The sequence below is a fragment of the Thermoactinomyces daqus genome (assembly GCF_000763315.1).
Classification (GTDB): domain Bacteria; phylum Bacillota; class Bacilli; order Thermoactinomycetales; family Thermoactinomycetaceae; genus Thermoactinomyces_A; species Thermoactinomyces_A daqus.
In genome coordinates this window covers 1-20,986 of sequence record NZ_JPST01000001.1, presented here as the reverse complement: position 1 = coordinate 20,986, position 20,986 = coordinate 1, and the positions used below count along the sequence as shown (strand labels likewise).

The following is a 20,986-nucleotide window of genomic DNA, read 5'->3' as shown; positions in this document are numbered from 1 at the left end:
TTTTTAAGACAAAAGACCCCCATCGGGGGAGATGGGGGCGGTCAAAAAGGAAAAGGATCATGATGCGGTTTCTTTTTTCCTTCATCCGGCGGAGGCGGATACCAGGGTTTTGTCGGAGGTTCCGAAGGTTCCGTCGGAGGTGGGTTGTCGCCGTTGTTCGGGGGCGGGGGTACCGATGGAGGAAGCGCCGGTGGAAGATCAGGCGGCTGGTTGTTATGCTGATCCCGGTTATTCTTTTGTTCTTTTTTCTTCTTGTCTTGATATTTTTTGATTTTATCGCATTCCAGGCATTTTACACCGTCAAACAGATGCCCGGGGTTTTCAAAACGGGCTCCTTTGTCGAAGTAAGAAGGGCTTGATTTTGCTGCGGCGTTAAAGATATTCACCCAGGCCCGTTTGGTAAAATGGTCATTATGAGACATGCTGAATCCGTAATCATAACCGCTCCAGGCTCCAATGGTAACCTGTGGTGTATAGCCGATAAACCAGAGATCGCGGTCATCGGTCGAGGTACCCGTTTTGCCGGCCAGGTCGTAGCCGTGAATCCGGCTGCCGATGAAGACACCGGTTCCGCTTTTCACCACATCCCGGAGCATGTCTGTTATCTGATAAGAGGTTTGCGGTGAAAAAATGCGGGTTGGAGCCTGTTTGTGTTCCCAGATCACATGGCCGTTTGCATCTGTCACTTTGGATATGAGATAAGGGCTGTTGTAGTTTCCCTGATTGGCAAAGGTAGCGAAAGCGGCGGTCATTTTAGCCACGGTGTAGCCCCGGGTCTGCCCGCCGATCGCCGCTGCTTCCCCGTCGATCGGATCAGGCGGTATTCCCAGTTTGCGGAGGTAGCTAAAGCCTGTGTCGTGGCCCAACCGGTTGAATACTTTGATGGCTGGGATATTGTACGACCATTTTAGTGCCTCCTTCACAGTAACCGGCCCGTGGTATGTTTTGCCCGAATTCTCATAGTAACCGGAGCCGTCGGCGCGGGGAATTTTCTCGTCCAGAACCAGTGTGTCGGGAGAGATCACTTTTTCCTCGATGGCCGGCCCGTAAACCAGAAGCGGTTTGATTGTGGAACCCGACTGTCTCGAGGCATCCAGCGCATGGTTTTTCGCATTCTGGTTATAACTCGAAGTGCCCGGGACAAATGCGAGAATGGCACCGCTGCGGTTGTCGATGATCACTGCTCCCAGCTGTTCGTGCCCCTTGATCCCTTTGTAGGTGCGGTTATGAAAAGTCAAATTTTTGGTTGCGGCTTTGTTTACGGCGTCATACATTTTTTGGTCGATTGTGCTGTAAACGTGGTAACCGCGCGTCTGTACCTGCTTGACATACTGTTCGAGTGTGGAGCGGTATTTGCCCTGTTTGCTGAGTTCTTCGATATTCAGGCCGTCATGCTGCATGAGAATTTCCGCTGTTTCCGTTTCCAGGGCATACATGATAAATGGATAACTGCTATAGCCGTTGGCAGACGGATCAGGTTTGGCCAGCGATGCCTTAATGTTGAATTTCAGTGCTTCGTGATACTGTTGCGGCGTAATCTTGCCAGTTTCCAGCATATTGCGCAGAACCAGTTGCATTCGCTTGATACCGTGTTGCAGATTTTTTTCACCGCGGAAGGGGTTATAATCGTTCGGCCGCTGAACCATACCGGCGATATAGGCGGCTTGTGGCAGATTCAATTCCTTGGCATCGACGTTGAACAAACCTTTGGCAGCTGCCTGGACACCGTATAAATTTTGCCGGTTTGTCCCTTTTCCGAAGAAAACGCTGTTCATATAGTAGACAAGTATCTGGTTTTTGCTAAACATTGCGTCGAGGCGAACGGCCAGAACGATTTCCTTGGATTTGCGCTCAAGGTCCTGTTCGCGGTTTTTGAGGATCACATTTTTGACCAATTGCTGGGTGATCGTGCTTCCGCCGGTCGTGACGTCCGCATGAACCAACTGCTGGTAGGCAGCGCGAAGAATCGAGCGCGGCACGATTCCGTGATGAGTGTAAAAATCGCGATCCTCCGTGGCGATAAAAGCATCGACGAGGTAAGGACTCACATCGTTGACGGATCTGATCAATTTGCGATATTCACCGTCATTGCGAAAAGCGCCAATACGTACAGGGTTATTATTTTTGTCCGTATTTTGAAAATAGGCATAACTGTTTTGAAATAAACTGTCGAGATCGCGTTGGAAATCTGCTTTGCTGCGCACCGGCTCATCTTTGACCATGGCGGAAACGATTCCCACCCCGATTCCGGCTCCGCAGGCAGACAGGATAAAAAGCAGCGCCAGGGCCCACCAGACGGTCTTTAGCGTCCATTTGAGATAGCGCCTTTTTTTCCTGTGTCGCTGGCGCCTGGATTCATGTTTTTTCATTCACTTGATACCCTCCTCGTTCTAGGGTAATATTATAACATAATCTGGATGAAACATTCTTTCACCACGAATAAACTTAAATATCAAAAAAGCTGTGAACAAGCCCAGTAGCCGATAGAGAGGACCTTTCAGAGAGCTGGTGGCCGGTGCAAACCAGCAGGCCGCTATCCGGTGAATTACACTTTGTGAGCTGACACTGGTTATGTTTGGATCAGTGTACGGACCGGTTCCGTTATCAGAATGAGCGGGAAGCAGAAGCTCTGCTTTCAATTAGGGTGGTACCGCGGAAATCAAGCTCCGTCCCTTCTTTGGGCGGGGCTTTTATTGTTGAACAAAAGGAGGGTGTCTTTGCATGAAAGTAAAAGAAGAAGTTTTATCGCCTGAAATCGAAGCGGAAGTAAACCGACAGTTAAAAATCATCAAACGGGGGGTAGCGGAAATTCTTCCTTTGGAAGAGCTCGTTTCCAAATTGCGCCGCTCCATTGCCACGAAAACCCCGCTGAAAGTAAAACTGGGACTCGATCCCACTGCACCCGACCTGCATCTCGGCCACACAGTGGTCTTTAATAAGCTTCGTGATTTTCAACGGCTGGGCCATATCGTGCAACTGGTGATCGGCGATTTTACTGCGCAGATCGGTGACCCGACGGGCAAGTCGGAAACCCGTAAACAGCTGACGGAGGAAGAAGTGAAGGAAAACGCCAAAACCTATACGGAACAGCTTTTTAAAGTACTTGATCCGGAAAAGACGGAGATCCACTTCAACAGTCATTGGCTGAGCCCGCTCACATTTGCCGACGTCACCCGGCTGGCTTCCAAATGCACAGTGGCCCGGATGTTGGAACGGGATGATTTTTCCAAACGCTACCATAGCGGGCAGGCGATCAGCATCCATGAGTTTTTCTACCCGCTGATGCAGGGCTATGATTCCGTCGCTCTGAAAACCGATGTGGAACTTGGTGGAACCGATCAAACCTTCAACCTGTTGATGGGACGCCAGTTACAAAAAGAGTTTGGCCAGGAAGAACAAGTGATTTTAACCATGCCGCTCCTCGAGGGGTTGGATGGCGTCAAGAAAATGAGCAAAAGCCTCGGCAATTACATTGGCGTCGATGATCAGCCGGATGATATGTACGGGAAAGCGATGTCGATTCCGGATGAGCTGATGGCTAAGTACTTTGAACTGGCGACCGATGTATCGCTCGAGGAGTTGGAAAACATCAAGAAAGGGCTGGAAAGCGGACAGCTTCATCCCCGTGACACAAAAATGAAATTGGCGCGCACTCTGGTGCGGATGTACCATGGTGAGGAAGCGGCAGAAGAAGCGGAAAAACGCTTTAAGGTCGTGTTCCAGCAGCGGGAACTGCCACAGGATATGCCGGAAGTGGCAATCGGGGAAAATGAGCTGGAAGATGGCCGGATGTGGATCGTCGCGCTCTTGTCCAAACTGGGGCTGGTTGCCAGCAATGGAGAAGGACGCCGCATGATTCAGCAAGGAGGCGTGCGCATCAATCAGGAAAAAGTCTCAGACCAGTCAGCACAAGTTCCGGTTGAGGACGGAATGGTCGTGCAGGTGGGCCGGCGCAAATTTGCCCGGGTCAAGCTCGAATCATGATCGTGAGGGGATGGTTTGTCAGTGGGCAAGCCGTCCTTTTTTTCATTGAAATTGTCCGATCGCGGGTTCCGGAGTTCCCCCTGAATCTCCTGACGTTTCTTACACAAAAAACTTTGGCCCGCAGAACAGCCAAAGTTTTTTGAAGCCGCTGATGACTGGGACGGAGGGTAAGTTAAAATTCTACGAAAAACGGGTGTTTTTTTTCGTCGAGGCAGTAGAAGATCCGTTGTTTCATGTTGCGCCAGGATACCAGGCGCATCGCCGTTTCAATCGGAAAATAATCAGCATCTTCGATTTCATTGTTTTCATCAATCGTAATGCGTCCACCAATGGGCTTCCCGCGGAAAAGAAAGTTGCAGATGCCGGAACGCGGATTTTGGAAAATTCCGCAATATTTGACCAGCTTAATGTGAATTCCCGTTTCTTCTTTCACTTGACGGATCACGGACAGGCGGATCGATTCTTTTTCTTCCACAAGTCCGCCGGGAAGCTCCCAGCCCCGTTTCGGATGTTTCACCAGCAAAATCTCGGCATCATAGTTGAGAACGACGGCATAGGCAGCCAAAACATGTTTGGGTGAAGCCATGGGGATCACCTGACCTTTCGTCTCATGGGGCATACGTGGAGCTCGAAAGCGAGAAGAAAACGTTTGGTTACTACCATTTTAGCAAAAACCGGCTGGAAAAAGTATAGAGCAAAAAAGTGCAGGAGCAGGATAAGAGGGGAATATTATTGGAATTGGCCGGAGTTGTGTTCTGTTTCTGTTAATCTATGCAATTGGATTTGTGATGGTCAGGGCAGCACCGCTTTCCTCCCGATTTTGTCTTCCTTTTTCACGGGGATGACCATTGCCGGATTTGTTTTGACAGAGAAAAAAGCCACACCCCGGACAGGAGTGCGGCTTTTCACGGTATATGATGAGATTAACGAGAGTAGAACTCTACGATCATCGTCTCGTTGATTTCAGACGGCAATTCGGACCGCTCCGGAAGACGGGTGTAAGTGCCTTCCAGTTTGTTCTCATCAAAAGAGAGATACTCCGGCAGATATTGACGTTCTTCCAGAGCCTCTTTTACAACCGTCAAATTGCGGCTTTTTTCGCGCAGACCGATCACATCGCCAGGTTGTACCTGATAGGAAGGACGGTCAACGGTTTTACCGTTAACGGTAATGTGACGGTGTACCACCAATTGGCGGGCTTGTGCGCGGGTACGGGCAAAACCGAGACGATAAACGAGGTTATCGAGACGGGATTCCAAGAGCTTCATGAAGTTTTCACCATGAACCCCTTTCATTTTACCCGAGCGCACGAACAAGTTGCGGAATTGTTTTTCGCTTACGCCGTACATGAGGCGCAGTTTTTGCTTCTCCTGAAGCTGCAATCCGTATTCAGAAAGTTTTTTGCGTTGGCCGGGTCCGTGTTGTCCTGGCGCATAAGGGCGTTTAGCCAGCTCTTTTCCGGTGCCGGAAAGAGAAATACCAAGACGACGGCTCAATTTCCAACGCGGTCCGGTATAACGTGCCATTTTTGTTGCTCCTTTCATCATTTGCTTTGAAATTGACGCAAATGACAGGGTGCTAATTCGCTTTGCTTTATCCAGGCCTTCCGGATAGCGGCGAAAGACCGGATACCCATGATAAAATCACGGGGCGAATTAGTGAGGGTGATCCCTTCACCTATCCTTTGCTGCTATCCTCAAATCCCCTTTGGAGGCAGTTTTGAGCCATACAAACAACAATTATAGCCGATTTGGGCGAAATGTCAATAAAGGGAAGAAAGCGGCCGGGCCTTGCCGCAGCAGCCGATGGAACGGGCCTATTCGCCCGGATCAGCGGAACCTTTCCGGCCCGGTCTTACCCGGACATAGTGGATCGGCATTCCACGGGAAACGAATTTGTCTTCATACTCGGTTGTGATATTGGCCGAAGCATAAGGGCTGTGGTGCAGATCACGGGAGAGTTCGATCGTCTCCCAACCGGCTTCCTGAAATTCTTCCAGCGAAAAATCGAAAAGGGAAACGCTGTCGGTTTTCAGGATCAGGTCACCGCCCGGAGCCAGTAATTTCTCATAGCGCTCGAGAAATGTGCGGTAAGTGAGGCGGCGTTTGGTGTGGCGTTTTTTGGGCCACGGATCGCTGAAGTGGAGATAGAAGCGGTCGACTTCCCCGGGTGCAAAAATCTCATCCAGCCATTGGACATCGGCCCAGATATAACGAAGGTTGGGGTTTTTCGTCGCTTCACCTTTCCGGACAGCCATGAGCAGCGGTTCTTCAATCCGCTCAACCCCGATCCAGTTGATTTCGGGATGAAGACCGGAGGTTTTGGCCAGGAACTGTCCTTTTCCGGTGCCCAGTTCCACATGGAGCGGTTGCGCCGGTTCGGGGAACAGCTCGCGCCACCTTCCCTGAAATTCGCTTTTATTTTCTTCCGTCGCCGTGAAGACGAGCGGGTGTTCACTTAAAATCTTCTTCGCTTCGGGTTTTCTTCGTAGACGCATTTTTCTCAACCATTCCTACATTTTTTTTCGTTTCTTATTATATCGGGGTTTCGCCCAAAAACAAACTTGAAAATTCCCCGTCGCCTTAACCGGTAAAAACAATATAAATTTATACTTGCGGGAATTTTGGATCTACATTATTCTATTCTTGAGAAAACGTTTTCATCAAATTTGTGAGTTTTTTTATTCAATTTGAAAAAAAGGGTGCCGTTTACGGGAGGTGTTGGTTCCCCGCGGCGAAAGTCGCCGGTTTACAGATCATCTCCGGGAGGGATCACGCTCCCGGGAAATGTCTTTCCGCTCAACTCATCGCAAGGAGGAGAAGGAAATGAAGCTAGGGGTTTTTACTGTTTTATTTTCCCAGAAGCCATTTGAAGAGATGCTGGATTACGTCAAGGATGCAGGTGTTGAAGCAGTGGAGATCGGAACCGGCGGATATCCTGGCTCCGCTCACTGCAATCCGGATGAATTATTGGAGGATGCGGGCAAGCTGAAGGCGTTCAAAAAAGCTGTGGCCGATCGGGGCTTGGTGATCAGCGCTCTCAGCTGTCACGGGAATCCGCTCAATCCGAATAAGGAGCACGCCAAAGCTTCTCATGACATCCTTATGAAAACGGTTCGCCTGGCTGAAAAGTTGGAGGTTCCCGTCGTCAATACCTTCTCGGGAACGCCCGGTGATCACGAGGGAGCCAGGTACCCGAACTGGCCTGTCGCACCCTGGCCGCCTGAATACCGGGAAGTGCTTAAATGGCAATGGGAAGAAAAAATCATCCCCTATTGGAAAGAAGCCGGGAAATTTGCCGAAGAGCATCATGTGAAAATCGGCCTGGAACTTCATGGCGGTTTCTCTGTCCACACGCCGGCCACGCTGTTGAAATTGCGTGAAGCGGTAGGTGAAGTGATCGGAGCCAATCTTGACCCCAGCCATATGTGGTGGCAGGGCATTGAGCCGGTGGGCGCGATCAAGATATTGGGCAAGGAAGGGGCGATTCACCACTTCCACGCGAAAGATACCGTGATTGACCAAGACAATGTGAATATGTATGGACTGACGGATATGCAGTCTTATGAAAATTTGCAATCGCGGGCATGGCAGTTCCGGACGGTCGGATTCGGGCACAGCCTGAAGGAGTGGGCCGATATTTTGAGTGCTTTACGCTTGTCCGGCTATGATTACGTAGTCAGTATTGAGCATGAAGATGCCCTGATGTCGATTGATGAAGGGTTCCGGAAAGCGGTTGCCAATCTGAAACAGGTCATGCCGAGCGAGTCACTGTCCGAGATGTGGTGGGTCTGACCGAGTAAAAAGAAGATGGGGTGGAGTGGATGAGTGCACAATTGAAGATCGGGCTGATCGGGGCCGGCGGGATTGCCCAGGCCCATCTCCGGGCCATCGAAAAAGAGCCGCGGGTCAAGGCGGTGGCGATTGCCGATGTTGCCGAGGAGTTTGCCCGCACAACGGCTGCCAAGTTTGCCATCGATCAGGTTTATACGGATTATGAGAAAATGCTCGAGCAGGAGTCACTGGACGCAGTCATCGTCTGTGTCCCCAACTTCCTGCATGCTCCGGTGGCGCAGGCTGCACTGGAAGCGGGAAGCCATGTACTGTGCGAAAAACCGATGGCTTTAAACGTTGAATTAGCCGAAAAAATGAAAGAAACGGCCGACCGGGCCGGCAAAATTTTGATGGTGGCACAGAACAACCGGTTCCGGGCGGAAACGCAACTGGCAAAAAAATGGGCGGACGATAAAAAATTCGGAAAAATCTATCATGCCAAGACCGGCTGGGTACGGCGCAACGGAATTCCCGGCTGGGGCAGTTGGTTTACGCAAAGGGAAAAAGCGGGAGGAGGGCCGCTGATCGACGTCGGGGTGCACGTGCTTGACCTGACTTTGTGGATTATGGGTTATCCTCAGCCTGTATCTGTCCTTGGCCGGACGTATGATATGTTCGGTTCACGCAAAGAGAAACTGATGGGTTATGGCCGGATTGTCGACCAGGGATCATTCAATGTGGAAGATCTGGCGGTTGCGATGATCCAATTCGCCGATGGATCTTCCCTCGTACTTGATGCCAGCTGGGCAAGCCACATCCGAAAAGAGAGCGTTTACCTTGAATTGTACGGAGATCGGGGCGGAGCCTCCCTCGACCTTATGGAGCAAACAGTGACATTGTATCAGGATGTGGATGGCAAGCCGGTCGACCAGGTCACTCATTTAGATTATCAGGATGAACGCCTGGCATTGCTGAAAAATTTCGTTGATGCGGTCACCGGAAAGGCAAATCCGATCTGCAAACCGGAAGAGAGCATCATGATTCAAAGAATTTTGGATGCGATTTACCAGTCGGCGCAAACGGGTGAATTGGTTCGTTTCGCATAAGTGTTCCCAATTTTTCCTCACGGGAGGTTATGTCGATGAAGAACTGGAAAAAGTGGATCGCGGCCGGACTGCCTTTCCTGATGGCTTTTTCATTGACTGCCTGCTCGCAGGATGAGGCGGGCGGAGGGCAAGGAAAAGGTGATGTGGTCACCATCACCTGGGCCCGGGGCAAAGACGAAACACAAGAATCGAAAAAATTGGTGGAAGCTTTTGAAAAGGCGCATCCCAACATCAAAATCAACATAAAGGACATGCCGACGGACACCGGACAGTACCATGATCAAATGGTGACGATGCTCAGCGCAAGCTCGAGTGAAATCGATGTTTTTAACGCGGATGTGATCTGGCCGGCCGAATTTGCCAAAGCCGGTTATCTGGAGCCGCTCGACCGCTATATTGATCATGACCAGATTGACCTTGGCAAATATATCCCCGGTGCTGTTCAAGCAGGGAAAGTTGATGGTCAACAGTATGCACTCCCCAAGTATATCGATGCGGGCCTTTTGTTTTATCGCAAGGATTTGATTCCGTCCCCTCCGAAAACGTGGGATGACTTGATCAAACTGGCCAAGGAAACCAAAGGCAAAGGCGGTACTCAGTTTGGTTATCTGATGCAGGCCAAGCAATATGAGGGGCTGGTCTGTAACTTTATCGAATTTGCCGGCGCTTATGGCGGCCGCATTCTGGATGACAAAGGCAATGTGGTGATCAACAGCCCGGGCACGATCAAGGGCTTGGAGAAATTGATCGAAATTACGCAGTCCGACTTCGTGCCGAAAAACATTTCCACCTTTACCGAAGTGGAAACCCATACTTCCTTTACTCAGGGACAAGCCCCGTTGGCGCGAAACTGGCCTTATATGTATAACCTTGTGCAGGACAAATCCCAGTCGAAAGTGGTTGACAAAGTGGGGGTCGCCCCGTTGCCGGCCGGAGACCACGGATCGGTCGCTGCGCTGGGCGGATGGATGATGGGGATCAACAAGTTTTCCAAGCATAAAAAAGAGGCCTGGGAATTCGTCAAATTCATGTCCGGCCCGGAAGGGCAAAAGATTTCGGCCATTTATGGAGGGAAAACGCCGACTTATCTCCCGACCTTTGACGATCCTGAAGTACAAAAGGCTTATCCGCTCTTTGGAGACAAGAACTACGTCCAGGGAGTGAGCGCTGCTATTCCGCGGCCCATTTCACCGGATTATCCGAAAATCTCTGACGTGATCCAAATCGAGGTTTCCAAAGCGGTTACGGGCAAAGAAACAGCAGAACAGGCTGTCAAGAACATGGATACACAGCTGAAACAGCTTTTGCACCAATAACATCGATGTCTGATTCGGCCCGTCCCTTGGTCAAAACCGGACCGCCGTCCGCATAGCGCTTGCGGTAAGAGGAGATACCCAAGAGCCGAGAGTCATAGGCCGAGTGCTTATGGCTCTTGGTTTATCAGGTCTTTTTGGCTCAACCCGAGTTTGATAGTCCAATCAACATCGAATCGACATGCGATGGCACTTTCACAGAAGAGGTGAAGGTAATGTGGAGAACATGGACGCAGTCAGAGAAGAGGATGGGCTTGATTCTCATTCTGCCAACCCTGATCACGATTTTGGTGATCGCCATTTGGCCCGTTCTCCGATCCTTCTGGATCAGCCTGTACGATGTGGAACTGAACAACCCGGCCAAGACGGAGATTCATCACAGTTACGGAATCGATATGGAGAAGTTTGTCAACATATTCCCCCTTTTGACCAAAAACCTGGATGAGTCCAGCGCAAAGGCCGATCCGCAGACGAAACAACAACTGGAGGAAATCAAAAGGAAGGCGGAGCAATTAAAGGCAGTACTGGATGGAAATCCGCAATTTTCCCGGCAGTACAAACAAGTGGATGATATTCTTTTTGACGGTCAATCTGTGCCTGATGATCTGAAAATCTTCAAACTGGACAAAGCACAGGCAGATAAGGTGACCGGGGAGATGAAAGTGATCCGCCAGCAGCTGGCGGAGATGACGGAAGCTCACCAGTTAACGGACAATACGCTGGCCGGCTTGTCCAACGGCTTGACCGAATCACTGATCCAACCCAATTTTGTCGGGTTGAAGTATTACGAAAAGTTGTTGACGGGCGGACGCTTGTGGGCTTCGCTTACCAACACGATGATTTTTACGGTCGTCTCCGTCGGCTTGGAACTGGTGTTGGGGTTGATGATTGCACTGGTGGTCAACCGCTCCTTTCGCGGAAGAGGACTGGTCCGGGCTGCCGTTCTCATTCCGTGGGCGATTCCCACCGTGATTTCGGCGCTGATGTGGAAGTTCATGTTTGACGGTCAAAATGGCATCATGGCCAAATTTTTTGCCCAGATCGGTCTGGTATCGGATATGGGTTTGCTGCTCACCACCAAGTGGGGTTCGATGTTTGCGGTGATTTTTGCCGATGTGTGGAAGACGACGCCGTTTATGTCCCTGTTGCTGCTCGCCGGATTGCAGATGATTCCGGAGTCCCTTTATGAGGCGGCGGCTGTCGATGGCGCTTCCAAGGTACAGCAATTTTTCCGGATCACGCTGCCCCAGTTGAAATCGACCATCCTCGTGTCGCTTCTGTTCCGCACCCTCGATGCCTTCCGCGTCTTTGACCTCGTATATGTGCTGACGGGTGGGGGGCCGGCCAACTCCACGGAGACCATTTCCATTTATGCCTACAAAACGATGTTTGCTCAGATGGACTTTGGCCGGGGTTCCGCTTTATCGGTGATTGTTTTCATCTGCGTGGCGATCATCAGCATGATATTCGTCAAACTGCTTGGCAGTGACTTGATCAGTGACGGACAGGGCAAATAAGGGGGGACGAAGATGAAGAAAAAACGAACTGGCTTCCTGTTTTACCTTTTTATCACCGCCATGCTGATCGTGATCTTGTTTCCGTTTTTCTGGCAGTTTATCGCTTCGGTCAAACCGCCGCTCGAGCTGTTTGGCGACCGGGCCTTCAATTTCATTCCACAGCACCCTACCTTTGATAACTATGTGCGGGTTTTTACGGAACGGCCTTTTGCGATTTATCTCTGGAACAGCCTGGTTGTGTCCATTTTCACCACCCTGTATTGCATTCTGATCGCTTCTTTTGCCTCCTATGCGATTGCCCGTCTTCAATTTAAAGGAAAAACCGTGATCCTCGGACTGATTCTGGCGGTGTCGATGTTTCCGCAGATCGCTACAATTGCGCCGATTTTCCTGTTTATGCAGGAGATGAATCTGACTAACAGTTATCTGGGGCTCATCATTCCTTATACCACTTTCGCCCTGCCGCTTTCCGTTTGGAATCTGACCTCTTTTTACCGGAAAATACCCGCCGACTTGGAAGAGGCGGCCAAAATGGACGGGGCCAACATTATGCAAACGTTTTGGAGAGTGGTGTTTCCGCTGGCGGTTCCGGGCACCTTCACCACGGCGATTCTTACCTTCATCGCCGCCTGGAACGAGTTTTTGTTTGCTCTGACCATCAATACGGATGAAAACATGAAAACCGTTCCGGTCGGCATCGCCCTGTTTCAAGGTCAGTACACGATTCCCTGGGGGGAAATTGCAGCTGCATCCGTGATGGTGACCATTCCGCTGGTGGTGATGGTTCTCATTTTCCAGCGGCGTATTATCGCCGGGATCACGGCCGGCGCAGTAAAAGAATAGAGGAAAGCGGGTTTTGCGCCCTTAGCCTCGTTCCGGCTAAGGGTTTTTTGGAACCATTGTGAACAACGAAGAACGTTCCCTTGCCCTGTATGTTCTTGCGTTAAAATAAAAAGAAGCAGTTGGTTTTGTTAACGGTTTGGGTATGTTGGTCAATCAACAACTGCCAGTTTGGGGTGTGATTGTGACAACCAGATCAGCATTTCATTCTTTTGTCCTGCTTTGCCTCTTGTCGGCAGTCTGTGCAGGTTGCCAATCTTTTTCCGCCATGTCCCCTTGGCAGCGGGGGAGCATCTATCCCTTTTCCTTTCAGCCTTATGCCCGAAATGAAGCACCCGCTTTAAAAGAGCTTGTGGCAGAGCCGGCATTTGCGGTGTATCTGAAAACCCGGCCTTATCTTTTGGGAATCAGCGGGAACGGGCGTTATCTGGCGTTGATTGTACCCGAACGGAGCAGGGAAACTTGTCGCCTTGATGTGTTTGATTTACGGTACTCTTCCATCATCCAGTCGTTTAATTTACCCCTGGGGTCAGCATCAAAGGAGCCGAATGGAGACGAATATATAAAGCTGGTGCAAAATACGGTGAAAACGGAATACCAAATCAGCCGCGGGGTCCGGCCTGCCATTCTCATTCCCGGTTATCATCAGGAACTCGCGGGGCATGGCTCGCTGATTTTTGAGGAAGATGACTTGCGCGTTTCCCTCACCACACCTGCCGGCGAGCAGTGGACGGTGGCCAAAGGGGAAACGGCGGAAAAAGATGAAGCGTCCGCCTACACGATTCCGCTGACGCCCGATCGGCAGACGTGGGGAGTGATCATCTTTGCCCGGAACCGGGGGGATGTAAAGATTGTGGCGGTTTCCGCCGTTGTCCCCCGCCAAGTGTACCTGTCACCGTCGGATCAGCAATTGGCGGGAATTTGCCAGTCCGTCCTGCAATCATCGAAGCCATGCCGGTTGCTCATGCGCGGAACCGGCGAGAATGACTGGTTTTTGGCGGGAATTGAAAAGAAGAAAACAGAAGGGGATGGCCAAACGGGTTATGCCGGGGAAGCATGGCAATTTACCGCAGGCGATTTGTCCGGCAAACGGCTGGTGATCGGGAGCAAAGAGGGGATCATCGAGGGAAAGCGTCACGAATCGCCGACGCAGCCGGTTTCCTACTATCAACTGGTGCTCTCCGCTGAGGGCGATGCGGAAGAGGCGAACAGACTGACCGTTGATGTTTACAATCGGGAAGGAAATCTGTTCCGGACATTGGAATGGGAATGGAAGAAAGGCCGCTTTCAACGCGTAACAGGGGGATCATAATGGAAACAGAGGTTTACTTGGTGCGTCATGGGGAAACGGAATGGAATACGGAGAAGCGAATTCAGGGGCACCGGGATGTCCCTTTAAGCAAAACGGGGGAGAAGCAGGTCGAACTATTGGCGCAATATCTGAGGCAACATTCCTTCCAGGCGGTTTATGCCAGCGACTTGGTCAGGGCGCGCCGGACTGCCGAGCGGATTGCCGGTCAATGGGGGCTTCCGGTGACATGCCTGTCTGAGTTTCGTGAGCAAAGAGTCGGAGAATGGGAAGGGATGCTGCTGGAAGAAGTGAAAAGAAAATATCCCGATTGGGAGAAGTACCGCATGCACGGGGGAATGTTTGGAATTGAACCGATCGAAGAAGTGCAGGCACGCTTCGTTCGGAAATTCAATGAACTGGTTGACAAGCACCGGGGGAAGCGGATTTTGATCGTGGCCCACGGCTTGTGCCTCAATCTGGCCATCTCGTTCCTGACGGAAGGAGAATATGGTTACGGGAAAGGAATATTGCAAAATACCAGCATCACCCGGCTCGTTTCCCGGGAAAATGCGGGTTGGACGGTGAAAGCCTACAACGTTACACCTCACCTGCAACAAGGCAAAGAGAGATTTATCGACGGATAAAAGGCGAAACCGCCGGGCGTTCGGCTTTTGGACGAAATGGAAGCGAGTTGCCATTTTATTCCCGATTCGATAAGATAGATGGAGAATGGAAGAAGGGGAAAAGTACATATGACACTGGAAACATTGTACCAAGAATTGCAAGACCTGAATCCCAATGAAGTTCGGACCATTCACAAACTCGTCCAAGCCCTGAAACGAACCCGGGTCAGCCCTCTTGCTTTTGTCGAAGAGCTAATGAACTTTCAAGCGGTCGGCTATGACCAGGAAAAAGGCGTTTACGTGCATCGGATGCTGATTACCGATGAACTGAAAAATCGCTACAAAATCCTGCATGGCGGCATTACAGCCACATTTATCGACACGGCTATGGGTTCCACCATTTTCCATATGGATGAAGGAACCAAAGCTGTGACGCTGGATCTTAACGTGAATTTTCTGGCACCCGGAGAAAGCGGATGGCTGACCGCAGAGACAGCTGTCATCAAAAAAGGGAAAACGATTATCCTGTTGGAGACGAAAGTGACCGATGAACGGAAAAAGTTGATTGCCACAGCTTCTTCAACCTTTTTTCGATTACAGTAGGTGGAAAATCCGATGAACAAACCATATAAAATTGTTGCGAAAGCGATCATTTTTGATCATCAGGACCGAGTGCTCATCCTGCGCAAATCTCTGGAAGAAAGGCTGGCCAATGATACGCACGGCTGGGATTTTCCGGGAGGCGGGCTTGAGCCCAGTGAACCGTTGATGGATGCGCTGGCGCGAGAGGTGATGGAAGAGACCGGGCTGCAAGTGAAAGTGGTGGCACCGGCCTACATCTATGATGAAATTCAGGAAGATAAACACCTGATTATCGTGAAATTTGCCTGTGACAAGCCTTTGGGCGAGTTAAAGTTAAGCTCGGAGCATGATCACTATTTCTGGGTTGAGCTCCATCGCTTGAACGAAGCGGAATTTCCGGAGTGGATGAAAGAAGAAATCCGCCGTGCTTACCGGATCTATGCCGATTTTCGGGGAATTCAGCAATAGGCATGTTTCCCTCTGGTTTTTGGCCAGAGGGTTTTTTTTCGGGTTTGCAAGATTTTCTCTTCCGACCTGATCAAGCTCTGGTCAGCGGGGACCAGTCGGTTCCTTCGACCAGGATGCGGGCATATTGCTCCAAATACGTTTGATCTTCCGGGGTAAAACGGGCCGTTACCGGACTGTCGATATCGAGAACGCCGATCAGGACTCCGTCTGCCTTCAGCGGGATGACAATCTCCGAGCGGGAGGCCGCATCGCAGGCGATATGGCCCGGAAATGCAAATACATCTTCGACCAGCTGCGTTTTCTCTTCTTTTACTGCCGTGCCGCAAACACCCCGTCCGACCGGAATGCGGACGCAGGCGGGTTTTCCGTTAAAGGGGCCGAGAACAAGTTCATTCCCTTTCAACAGATAAAAGCCTGCCCAGTTCACATCGCTCAGAGTGTGATACAGATGGGAAGCGCAATTGGCCAGATTGGCCATCCAGTCTTTTTCACCCTCGATCAGATGCTTCAATTGTTTCAAGATCAGCTCATAGCTGGTTTTTTTATCTCCTTCAACACGTTCAAAAGCAAACATGATATATTTCCCGATCCTTTCCGTAAATGTTAAAATAAAATCGTTCACACGACTGCAGTAAAGCTTTCTCGTGCTATTGTACACCTGCGGATTCAATCTGAAAAGAGGGTATGCGGTGTGCATAACTTGTGAATTTACGGACTAGAAAGAATTTTGGGAAAGGTGGCGATTCGTCATAAATGCCTTTCTGTGGCATTAATTGGATAATGAGTGCCACTCTATCTATTGATTAAAATGGAAGCATTTTAAATTATAGTCATCTCGTGATAAAATAGTAGCGTCGTTTAAACGTTCGTTGTTTTTTGCAAAGGGAATACATATTAGAAGGAGATGTTTTCCAATGCGTGATCCTCGTATTTCCAAATTAGCTAAAATATTGGTTGAACATTCTTGCCGGGTTCAACCGGGAGAACGTGTTTTAATTGATATTTTTGGAAAGGAAAGAGAGCTGGTCCGGGCTTTGATCGCAGCGGTATATGAGGCGGGAGGGTACCCGTATGTGCAGCTGAATGACCATGTTGTCACCCGTGCACTCTTGCTGGGAACATCGGAAGAACACATGGAAACCATGGCGAAACATGCCCTGAACCAGATGAAATCGATGGATTGCTATATCGGGGTGCGCGGAAGCGACAATGTGAGCGAGCTGTCTGACGTGCCGGAAGACAAAATGAACCTCTATGCCCGGATGTTCAATCATCCCGTACATAGCGAACAACGGGTGAAACATACGAAGTGGGTTGTGCTTCGTTACCCCAACTCCGCCATGGCACAGCTGGCCAACATGAGTACGGAAGCATTTGAAGACTTCTACTTCCGCGTCTGCAATGTCGATTATGAACGGATGGCCAAAGCGATGGAGCCTTTGGTGAAACGGATGGAGCGGACAGATCAGGTTCGCATTGTCGGACCGGGTACGGATCTCACCTTCTCGATCAAGGATATTCCGGTTATCAAATGCGCCGGGGAGTGCAATATCCCTGATGGTGAAGTTTATACCGCACCGGTGAGGGATTCGGTCAATGGCGTGATCACCTTTAATACGCCATCGGTCTATCAAGGGGTCACCTTTGAAAACATCCGCTTTGAATTGAAGAACGGAAAAATCATCAATGCCACCGCGAATAATACCGAACGGCTGAATCAGATTTTGGATGCTGACGAGGGTGCGCGCTACATCGGTGAATTCAGCCTGGGCGTCAACCCGCACATCAACCATCCGATGAAAGATACCCTGTTTGATGAAAAAATTAACGGAAGTTTCCATTTCACTCCGGGTCAGGCCTACGAGGAGGCAGACAACGGCAACCGGTCGTCCATCCACTGGGATCTCGTCTTGATCCAGCGCGCGGATTACGGCGGAGGCGAAATCTATTTTGACGGGGAACTGATCCGCAAAGACGGGCTGTTTGTGGTCGATGACTTAATTCCGCTCAACCCGGAAAATTTAAAGGCAAGCGAATCTTTTTAAGGAGGAATCGGGTTTGTTCTGGAGACGCAAAAAGTCGGTTGAAATTGCCGCCCCGCTAACAGGGCGTTACGTTCCGCTCGAAGAGGTGCCCGATCAGGTTTTTTCGCAGAAGATGATGGGCGACGGATTTGCGATCGAACCGGAAAAGGGCGAAGTATATGCTCCGGCAGACGGTGAAATCACCAATCTGTTTCCGACCAAACACGCGATTGGAATCAAGACGAAAAACGGCTTGGAAATCCTGATTCATGTCGGCATCGATACGGTGGAATTAGAGGGAGACGGATTTACGGCATATGTATCGGAAGGAGATCGGGTTTCGGCCGGCCAGAAATTGCTCGATTTTGATATGGAGAAGATTAAAAACAGCGGGAAACCTCTGATCACGCCCGTTATTTTTCCGGAATCGGCGGCATGGTCACTGGAACTCTGTGCAACCGGTTCTCTTCAGGCAGGAGAAACCGTCGTCGCCAGAGTGGAACAGAAATGAGAACCGCTCCTGATTTAATCAAATGATGCGGATGCAAATCCCGGCCGGATTTGTGCTGGCGGAGTGATGGATGTTCTACGGCTTCCTTCTCAGACAATATAGAAGGAAGCCGTCTTCTTTCGACATTAAAAGGGAAGCGAGGTTTTGGTGATGATTTCATTTCCTGAGGAGACTGTGCTTCAAACCCTGATTCAATTATTGGAAATCCACAGTCCGACAGGCAGGGCGGAAAAAGCGGTCGATTACATTCATTCCCGGTTGAAGCAATCCGGTCTAAATGCGATGCTTACAGCCAAAGGCGGATTAATCGTCACGGTTCCGGGAGAAAACGACCAGGTTCATCGACTGGTTACCGTCCATGTGGATACGTTGGGAGCCATGGTGAAGGAAATCAAGGAGAACGGCCGCTTGCGGTTAAGTAAAATCGGGGGATTCGGCTGGTTTTCCGTCGACGGGGCTTATTGCCGGGTGGAAACGAGGAAAGGCCGGATGTTTTCGGGGACGATCCTTGCTTCCCATACATCGGTCCACGTTTATGCTGATGCGGAAGAGCAAAAAAGATCGGATGAGCACATGGAAGTCCGGTTGGATGAGCGGGTGAAATCGGCGCAGGATGTAAAGGCACTGGGAATTCGCGTCGGCGATTTTGTATCTTTTGATCCGCAGGTGGTGACGACAGAGGCGGGATTTATCAAAGCGCGTCATTTGGATGACAAAGCGAGTGCGGCCATTCTGCTTGAACTGTTGCTTTACTTGCATGAGTCATCCGTCCGGTTGCCGCACACAACCCATTTCTTCTTCAGCAATTTTGAAGAAGTCGGATTTGGTGCAAACTCCAGCATTCCGCCGCAGGTCCGTGAATATTTGGCAGTGGATATGGGCGCGATCGGTGAAGGACAAACGACGGATGAGTACTGCGTTTCCATCTGTGCCAAAGACGGAAGTGGTCCCTATCATTACGGACTTACGACCAAACTGATCGAAATAGCCGAAAGAGAAGGAATCTACCATCAGGTTGATTTGTACCCCTTTTATGCTTCCGATGCCAGTGCGGCGGTTCGGGCTGGCTATGACATGATGCATGCCTTGATCGGGCCGGGCGTCGACGGTTCTCACGCCTATGAACGCACACACCTCGAAGCTTTGAAAAATACCTATTTGCTCTTATATCACTATTTGTTGTCGCCTTCATTGTAAAGAAAGAGGGGGATCAGGGATGACGTTGGCGGATGAGCTGCGGGAAGTGTTGGAAAACGGGACGGAAGAAGAAAAAGAGGTGCTGGCATTGGCCTTACAGGCGATCCGGCAGAAACGGGAACGGAACAGCGCCTATCTCTCCGGCTTTCTCGGTTTGTCCGGCCGGTTTATCGAAGAGAAAGTATACGAATTTCGCGTGCCGATTACCCCGTTTATGTTGAATCGCCGCGGCATTGTGCACGGAGGGATCGCGGCGACGCTCGCTGATTCCACGATGGGCTCCTGCATCAACCGTCTGCTTCCCGAAGGTTCGGGAGCAGTAACAGCTGAACTGAAGATCAATTATTTAAAACCGGGGACGGGCAAAATGCTCATTTCACGCGCGGAACTGCTCCACCTTGGCCGGACGCTGGCTGTTCTCAATTGTGAAATTACCAACGAGAAAGGGAAGCGAATCTGCTATGCGACAGCGACTTTTTATCTGTTGCCAAAGGGAAAGTGATATTCGCCTTTTATGGCGGACGGCATCTTGGTGAAAGGCAAGTCTGACCTGCCTATATGATCCAATCGTTTTTTGATATGAAAGGAATATAAAAAATAGCAAGCTGGTTGCCCGCTGAGGCTGTCGACAAGTTCAGGCGGAAGGGGATTGGTGCTTTTTTGTGCGACCTTTGCGGCGAAGGGGGCCGGGAGCAGAGGAAGTACCAAGAAGGGACTTTGTCAACAAGCTGGAGCGAGCCGGTTGCCTGCTTTTTCTCTTTCTCACATACTGGTTACTTCCAGTTCGGTCAGATGGGAAACTGGGTTCTCTTTGTTGCTGCCGTCTGCCAGATACAAAAGGGCCGGGCCGCCTTCGCGAATCGGTTTATTTTCCTTGGCAAAACACAAAAAGGAAGTTTGCGCTTGTTCCATTGTCAGGATCACTTTTTCTCCCACCGAACGGTGAAGAATCACGTGGGTTGCGTCTGGAGCGGGCCCGGCGTTATTCAGAAAAGGCGCGAGTTCCATGGCCAGCCCCTCCGTTCCGGGGATGCGATCGCTTAAAGAAAAACGGCGGTCATCGATGATCCAGATCGTCGGATCGAGATTGATCTTGAACTGAACTTTTCCGGTTATGAGAATAACGGAACTCATAGCGATCACCTGTTTCATAAAATATTTGATCATGCCCTATTCATTATAGCGAAGTTTGGCGTTGCAAAAAACAGAAGAAGAGACGGTGACGGAGAGAACAGCGTTGCCGGGACGGGGGGACGCAGCCGTGACAGGATGCAAGTGTTTTGCAAAAGCAGGAGGATCGTGATACACTATGATTAGTATTAGTGTACAGGTATTAGGGCCGTTTTCCGCAATCCCGAGTAGAACGGTCGATGGGGGGGTTTGCGTTGACCACACCGACACAGACCGATTTAAATCTGCGCGCGGTGCAACTCTTAAATGAAGATGCAGAAAAAATTGCTCAATTGATTTCGGTTCAATTGGATAATTTAACTTTGCCGAAATGTCCTTTATATGAGGAAGTTTTAGATACACAGATGTTTGGTTTATCCCGGGAAATCGACTTTGCTGTTCGTGCCGGATTGATCACACGTGAGCAAGGTCAGCAGATTATTCATGATCTTGAACGAAAACTTGCGGATTTATATGCAAAAATTCTTCCATGATTCCTGAAATCAAATAAAGATTACGATCGTAGACTCCTTGTGGGAGTCTTTGAGATTGATGACAAACCCCCCCCTTTTCTTCGGAAAAGGAAT

Annotated in this window: 21 protein-coding genes and 1 other annotated feature; of the genes, 15 read left to right on the top strand and 6 right to left on the bottom strand. The window is 50.2% G+C overall.

Annotation, left to right across the window (positions count from 1 at the left end):
* Nucleotides 1-41: 41 nt before the first annotated feature.
* Nucleotides 42-2,369, bottom strand: a complete 2,328-nt coding sequence (locus JG50_RS0100110) for a transglycosylase domain-containing protein (RefSeq protein WP_052153831.1) — start codon at nucleotides 2,367-2,369, stop codon at nucleotides 42-44.
* 85 nt (nucleotides 2,370-2,454) lie between these two features.
* Nucleotides 2,455-2,677, top strand: a binding site (T-box leader).
* 44 nt (nucleotides 2,678-2,721) lie between these two features.
* Between JG50_RS0100110 and tyrS the strand changes: the two genes are divergently transcribed.
* Entirely contained in the window at nucleotides 2,722-3,984 is a 1,263-nt protein-coding gene (gene tyrS / locus JG50_RS0100105) for a tyrosine--tRNA ligase (RefSeq protein ID WP_033099082.1), read from the top strand.
* A gap of 172 nt (nucleotides 3,985-4,156) precedes the next feature.
* Here the strand turns inward: tyrS and JG50_RS0100100 are convergent, their stop codons facing one another.
* The 3 genes from JG50_RS0100100 to trmB all read right to left on the bottom strand — a co-directional run bounded on the left by JG50_RS0100100 (nucleotide 4,157) and on the right by trmB (nucleotide 6,481).
* Nucleotides 4,157-4,570, bottom strand: a complete 414-nt coding sequence (locus JG50_RS0100100) for an NUDIX hydrolase (RefSeq protein WP_033099081.1) — start codon at nucleotides 4,568-4,570, stop codon at nucleotides 4,157-4,159.
* 337 nt (nucleotides 4,571-4,907) lie between these two features.
* A complete protein-coding gene (gene rpsD, locus JG50_RS0100095; protein WP_033099080.1) occupies nucleotides 4,908-5,510 on the bottom strand; it encodes a 30S ribosomal protein S4 in 603 nt (200 codons plus the stop codon).
* 290 nt (nucleotides 5,511-5,800) lie between these two features.
* Nucleotides 5,801-6,481, bottom strand: coding sequence for a tRNA (guanosine(46)-N7)-methyltransferase TrmB (trmB, locus tag JG50_RS0100090; RefSeq protein ID WP_033099079.1), 681 nt, complete (start codon nucleotides 6,479-6,481; stop codon nucleotides 5,801-5,803).
* A gap of 328 nt (nucleotides 6,482-6,809) precedes the next feature.
* On the opposite strand from trmB, the gene JG50_RS0100085 reads away from it, so the two are divergent.
* The 9 genes from JG50_RS0100085 (at nucleotide 6,810) to JG50_RS0100040 (ending at nucleotide 15,497) form a co-directional block, all read left to right on the top strand.
* Nucleotides 6,810-7,778: a sugar phosphate isomerase/epimerase family protein gene (locus JG50_RS0100085; protein ID WP_033099078.1), complete on the top strand. Its 969-nt coding sequence runs from the start codon at nucleotides 6,810-6,812 to the stop codon at nucleotides 7,776-7,778.
* Between the two features lie 29 nt (nucleotides 7,779-7,807).
* Nucleotides 7,808-8,863, top strand: coding sequence for a Gfo/Idh/MocA family protein (locus JG50_RS0100080; protein WP_033099077.1), 1,056 nt, complete (start codon nucleotides 7,808-7,810; stop codon nucleotides 8,861-8,863).
* A gap of 35 nt (nucleotides 8,864-8,898) precedes the next feature.
* Complete coding sequence (locus JG50_RS0100075) at nucleotides 8,899-10,179, top strand: ABC transporter substrate-binding protein (RefSeq protein WP_033099076.1); 1,281 nt, start codon at nucleotides 8,899-8,901, stop codon at nucleotides 10,177-10,179.
* Nucleotides 10,180-10,391: 212 nt separating this feature from the next.
* On the top strand, nucleotides 10,392-11,693 hold the full coding sequence (locus JG50_RS0100070) for a carbohydrate ABC transporter permease (RefSeq protein ID WP_033099075.1): 1,302 nt from the start codon (nucleotides 10,392-10,394) through the stop codon (nucleotides 11,691-11,693).
* A 12-nt stretch (nucleotides 11,694-11,705) separates the two neighbouring features.
* Entirely contained in the window at nucleotides 11,706-12,536 is an 831-nt protein-coding gene (locus JG50_RS0100065; RefSeq protein WP_033099074.1) for a carbohydrate ABC transporter permease, read from the top strand.
* A 181-nt stretch (nucleotides 12,537-12,717) separates the two neighbouring features.
* Complete coding sequence (locus JG50_RS18505; RefSeq protein ID WP_152568439.1) at nucleotides 12,718-13,845, top strand: hypothetical protein; 1,128 nt, start codon at nucleotides 12,718-12,720, stop codon at nucleotides 13,843-13,845.
* On the top strand, nucleotides 13,845-14,468 hold the full coding sequence (locus tag JG50_RS0100050; RefSeq protein ID WP_033099071.1) for a histidine phosphatase family protein: 624 nt from the start codon (nucleotides 13,845-13,847) through the stop codon (nucleotides 14,466-14,468). The genes JG50_RS18505 and JG50_RS0100050 overlap by 1 nt, the downstream gene beginning before the upstream one ends.
* A gap of 108 nt (nucleotides 14,469-14,576) precedes the next feature.
* A complete protein-coding gene (locus JG50_RS18500; protein WP_052153829.1) occupies nucleotides 14,577-15,050 on the top strand; it encodes a PaaI family thioesterase in 474 nt (157 codons plus the stop codon).
* Between the two features lie 12 nt (nucleotides 15,051-15,062).
* Nucleotides 15,063-15,497 carry an NUDIX hydrolase gene (locus JG50_RS0100040; RefSeq protein ID WP_052153828.1) on the top strand — a complete coding sequence of 145 codons (435 nt, stop codon included), beginning with the start codon at nucleotides 15,063-15,065 and terminating at the stop codon, nucleotides 15,495-15,497.
* Nucleotides 15,498-15,567: 70 nt separating this feature from the next.
* Here JG50_RS0100040 and JG50_RS0100035 read toward each other — a convergent pair whose 3' ends face one another.
* Nucleotides 15,568-16,071: a GAF domain-containing protein gene (locus JG50_RS0100035; RefSeq protein WP_033099121.1), complete on the bottom strand. Its 504-nt coding sequence runs from the start codon at nucleotides 16,069-16,071 to the stop codon at nucleotides 15,568-15,570.
* Between the two features lie 340 nt (nucleotides 16,072-16,411).
* Here JG50_RS0100035 and JG50_RS0100030 point away from each other — a divergent pair, with 340 nt between their 5' ends.
* The 4 genes from JG50_RS0100030 to JG50_RS0100015 all read left to right on the top strand — a co-directional run bounded on the left by JG50_RS0100030 (nucleotide 16,412) and on the right by JG50_RS0100015 (nucleotide 19,731).
* A complete protein-coding gene (locus JG50_RS0100030) occupies nucleotides 16,412-17,542 on the top strand; it encodes an aminopeptidase (protein ID WP_033099070.1) in 1,131 nt (376 codons plus the stop codon).
* 13 nt (nucleotides 17,543-17,555) lie between these two features.
* Nucleotides 17,556-18,032 (top strand): PTS sugar transporter subunit IIA, encoded by a 477-nt coding sequence (locus tag JG50_RS0100025; RefSeq protein WP_033099069.1) that lies wholly within the window; start codon nucleotides 17,556-17,558, stop codon nucleotides 18,030-18,032.
* A gap of 150 nt (nucleotides 18,033-18,182) precedes the next feature.
* Entirely contained in the window at nucleotides 18,183-19,229 is a 1,047-nt protein-coding gene (locus JG50_RS0100020; RefSeq protein WP_033099120.1) for a M42 family metallopeptidase, read from the top strand.
* Between the two features lie 19 nt (nucleotides 19,230-19,248).
* Nucleotides 19,249-19,731: a PaaI family thioesterase gene (locus tag JG50_RS0100015; protein WP_309485181.1), complete on the top strand. Its 483-nt coding sequence runs from the start codon at nucleotides 19,249-19,251 to the stop codon at nucleotides 19,729-19,731.
* Nucleotides 19,732-19,991: 260 nt separating this feature from the next.
* On the opposite strand, the gene JG50_RS0100010 is transcribed toward JG50_RS0100015, so the two are convergent.
* Nucleotides 19,992-20,363 carry a hypothetical protein gene (locus JG50_RS0100010; RefSeq protein ID WP_033099068.1) on the bottom strand — a complete coding sequence of 124 codons (372 nt, stop codon included), beginning with the start codon at nucleotides 20,361-20,363 and terminating at the stop codon, nucleotides 19,992-19,994.
* 251 nt (nucleotides 20,364-20,614) lie between these two features.
* On the opposite strand from JG50_RS0100010, the gene JG50_RS0100005 reads away from it, so the two are divergent.
* Nucleotides 20,615-20,893 (top strand): YlaN family protein, encoded by a 279-nt coding sequence (locus JG50_RS0100005; protein ID WP_033099067.1) that lies wholly within the window; start codon nucleotides 20,615-20,617, stop codon nucleotides 20,891-20,893.
* The last annotated feature ends 93 nt before the right edge of the window (nucleotides 20,894-20,986 follow it).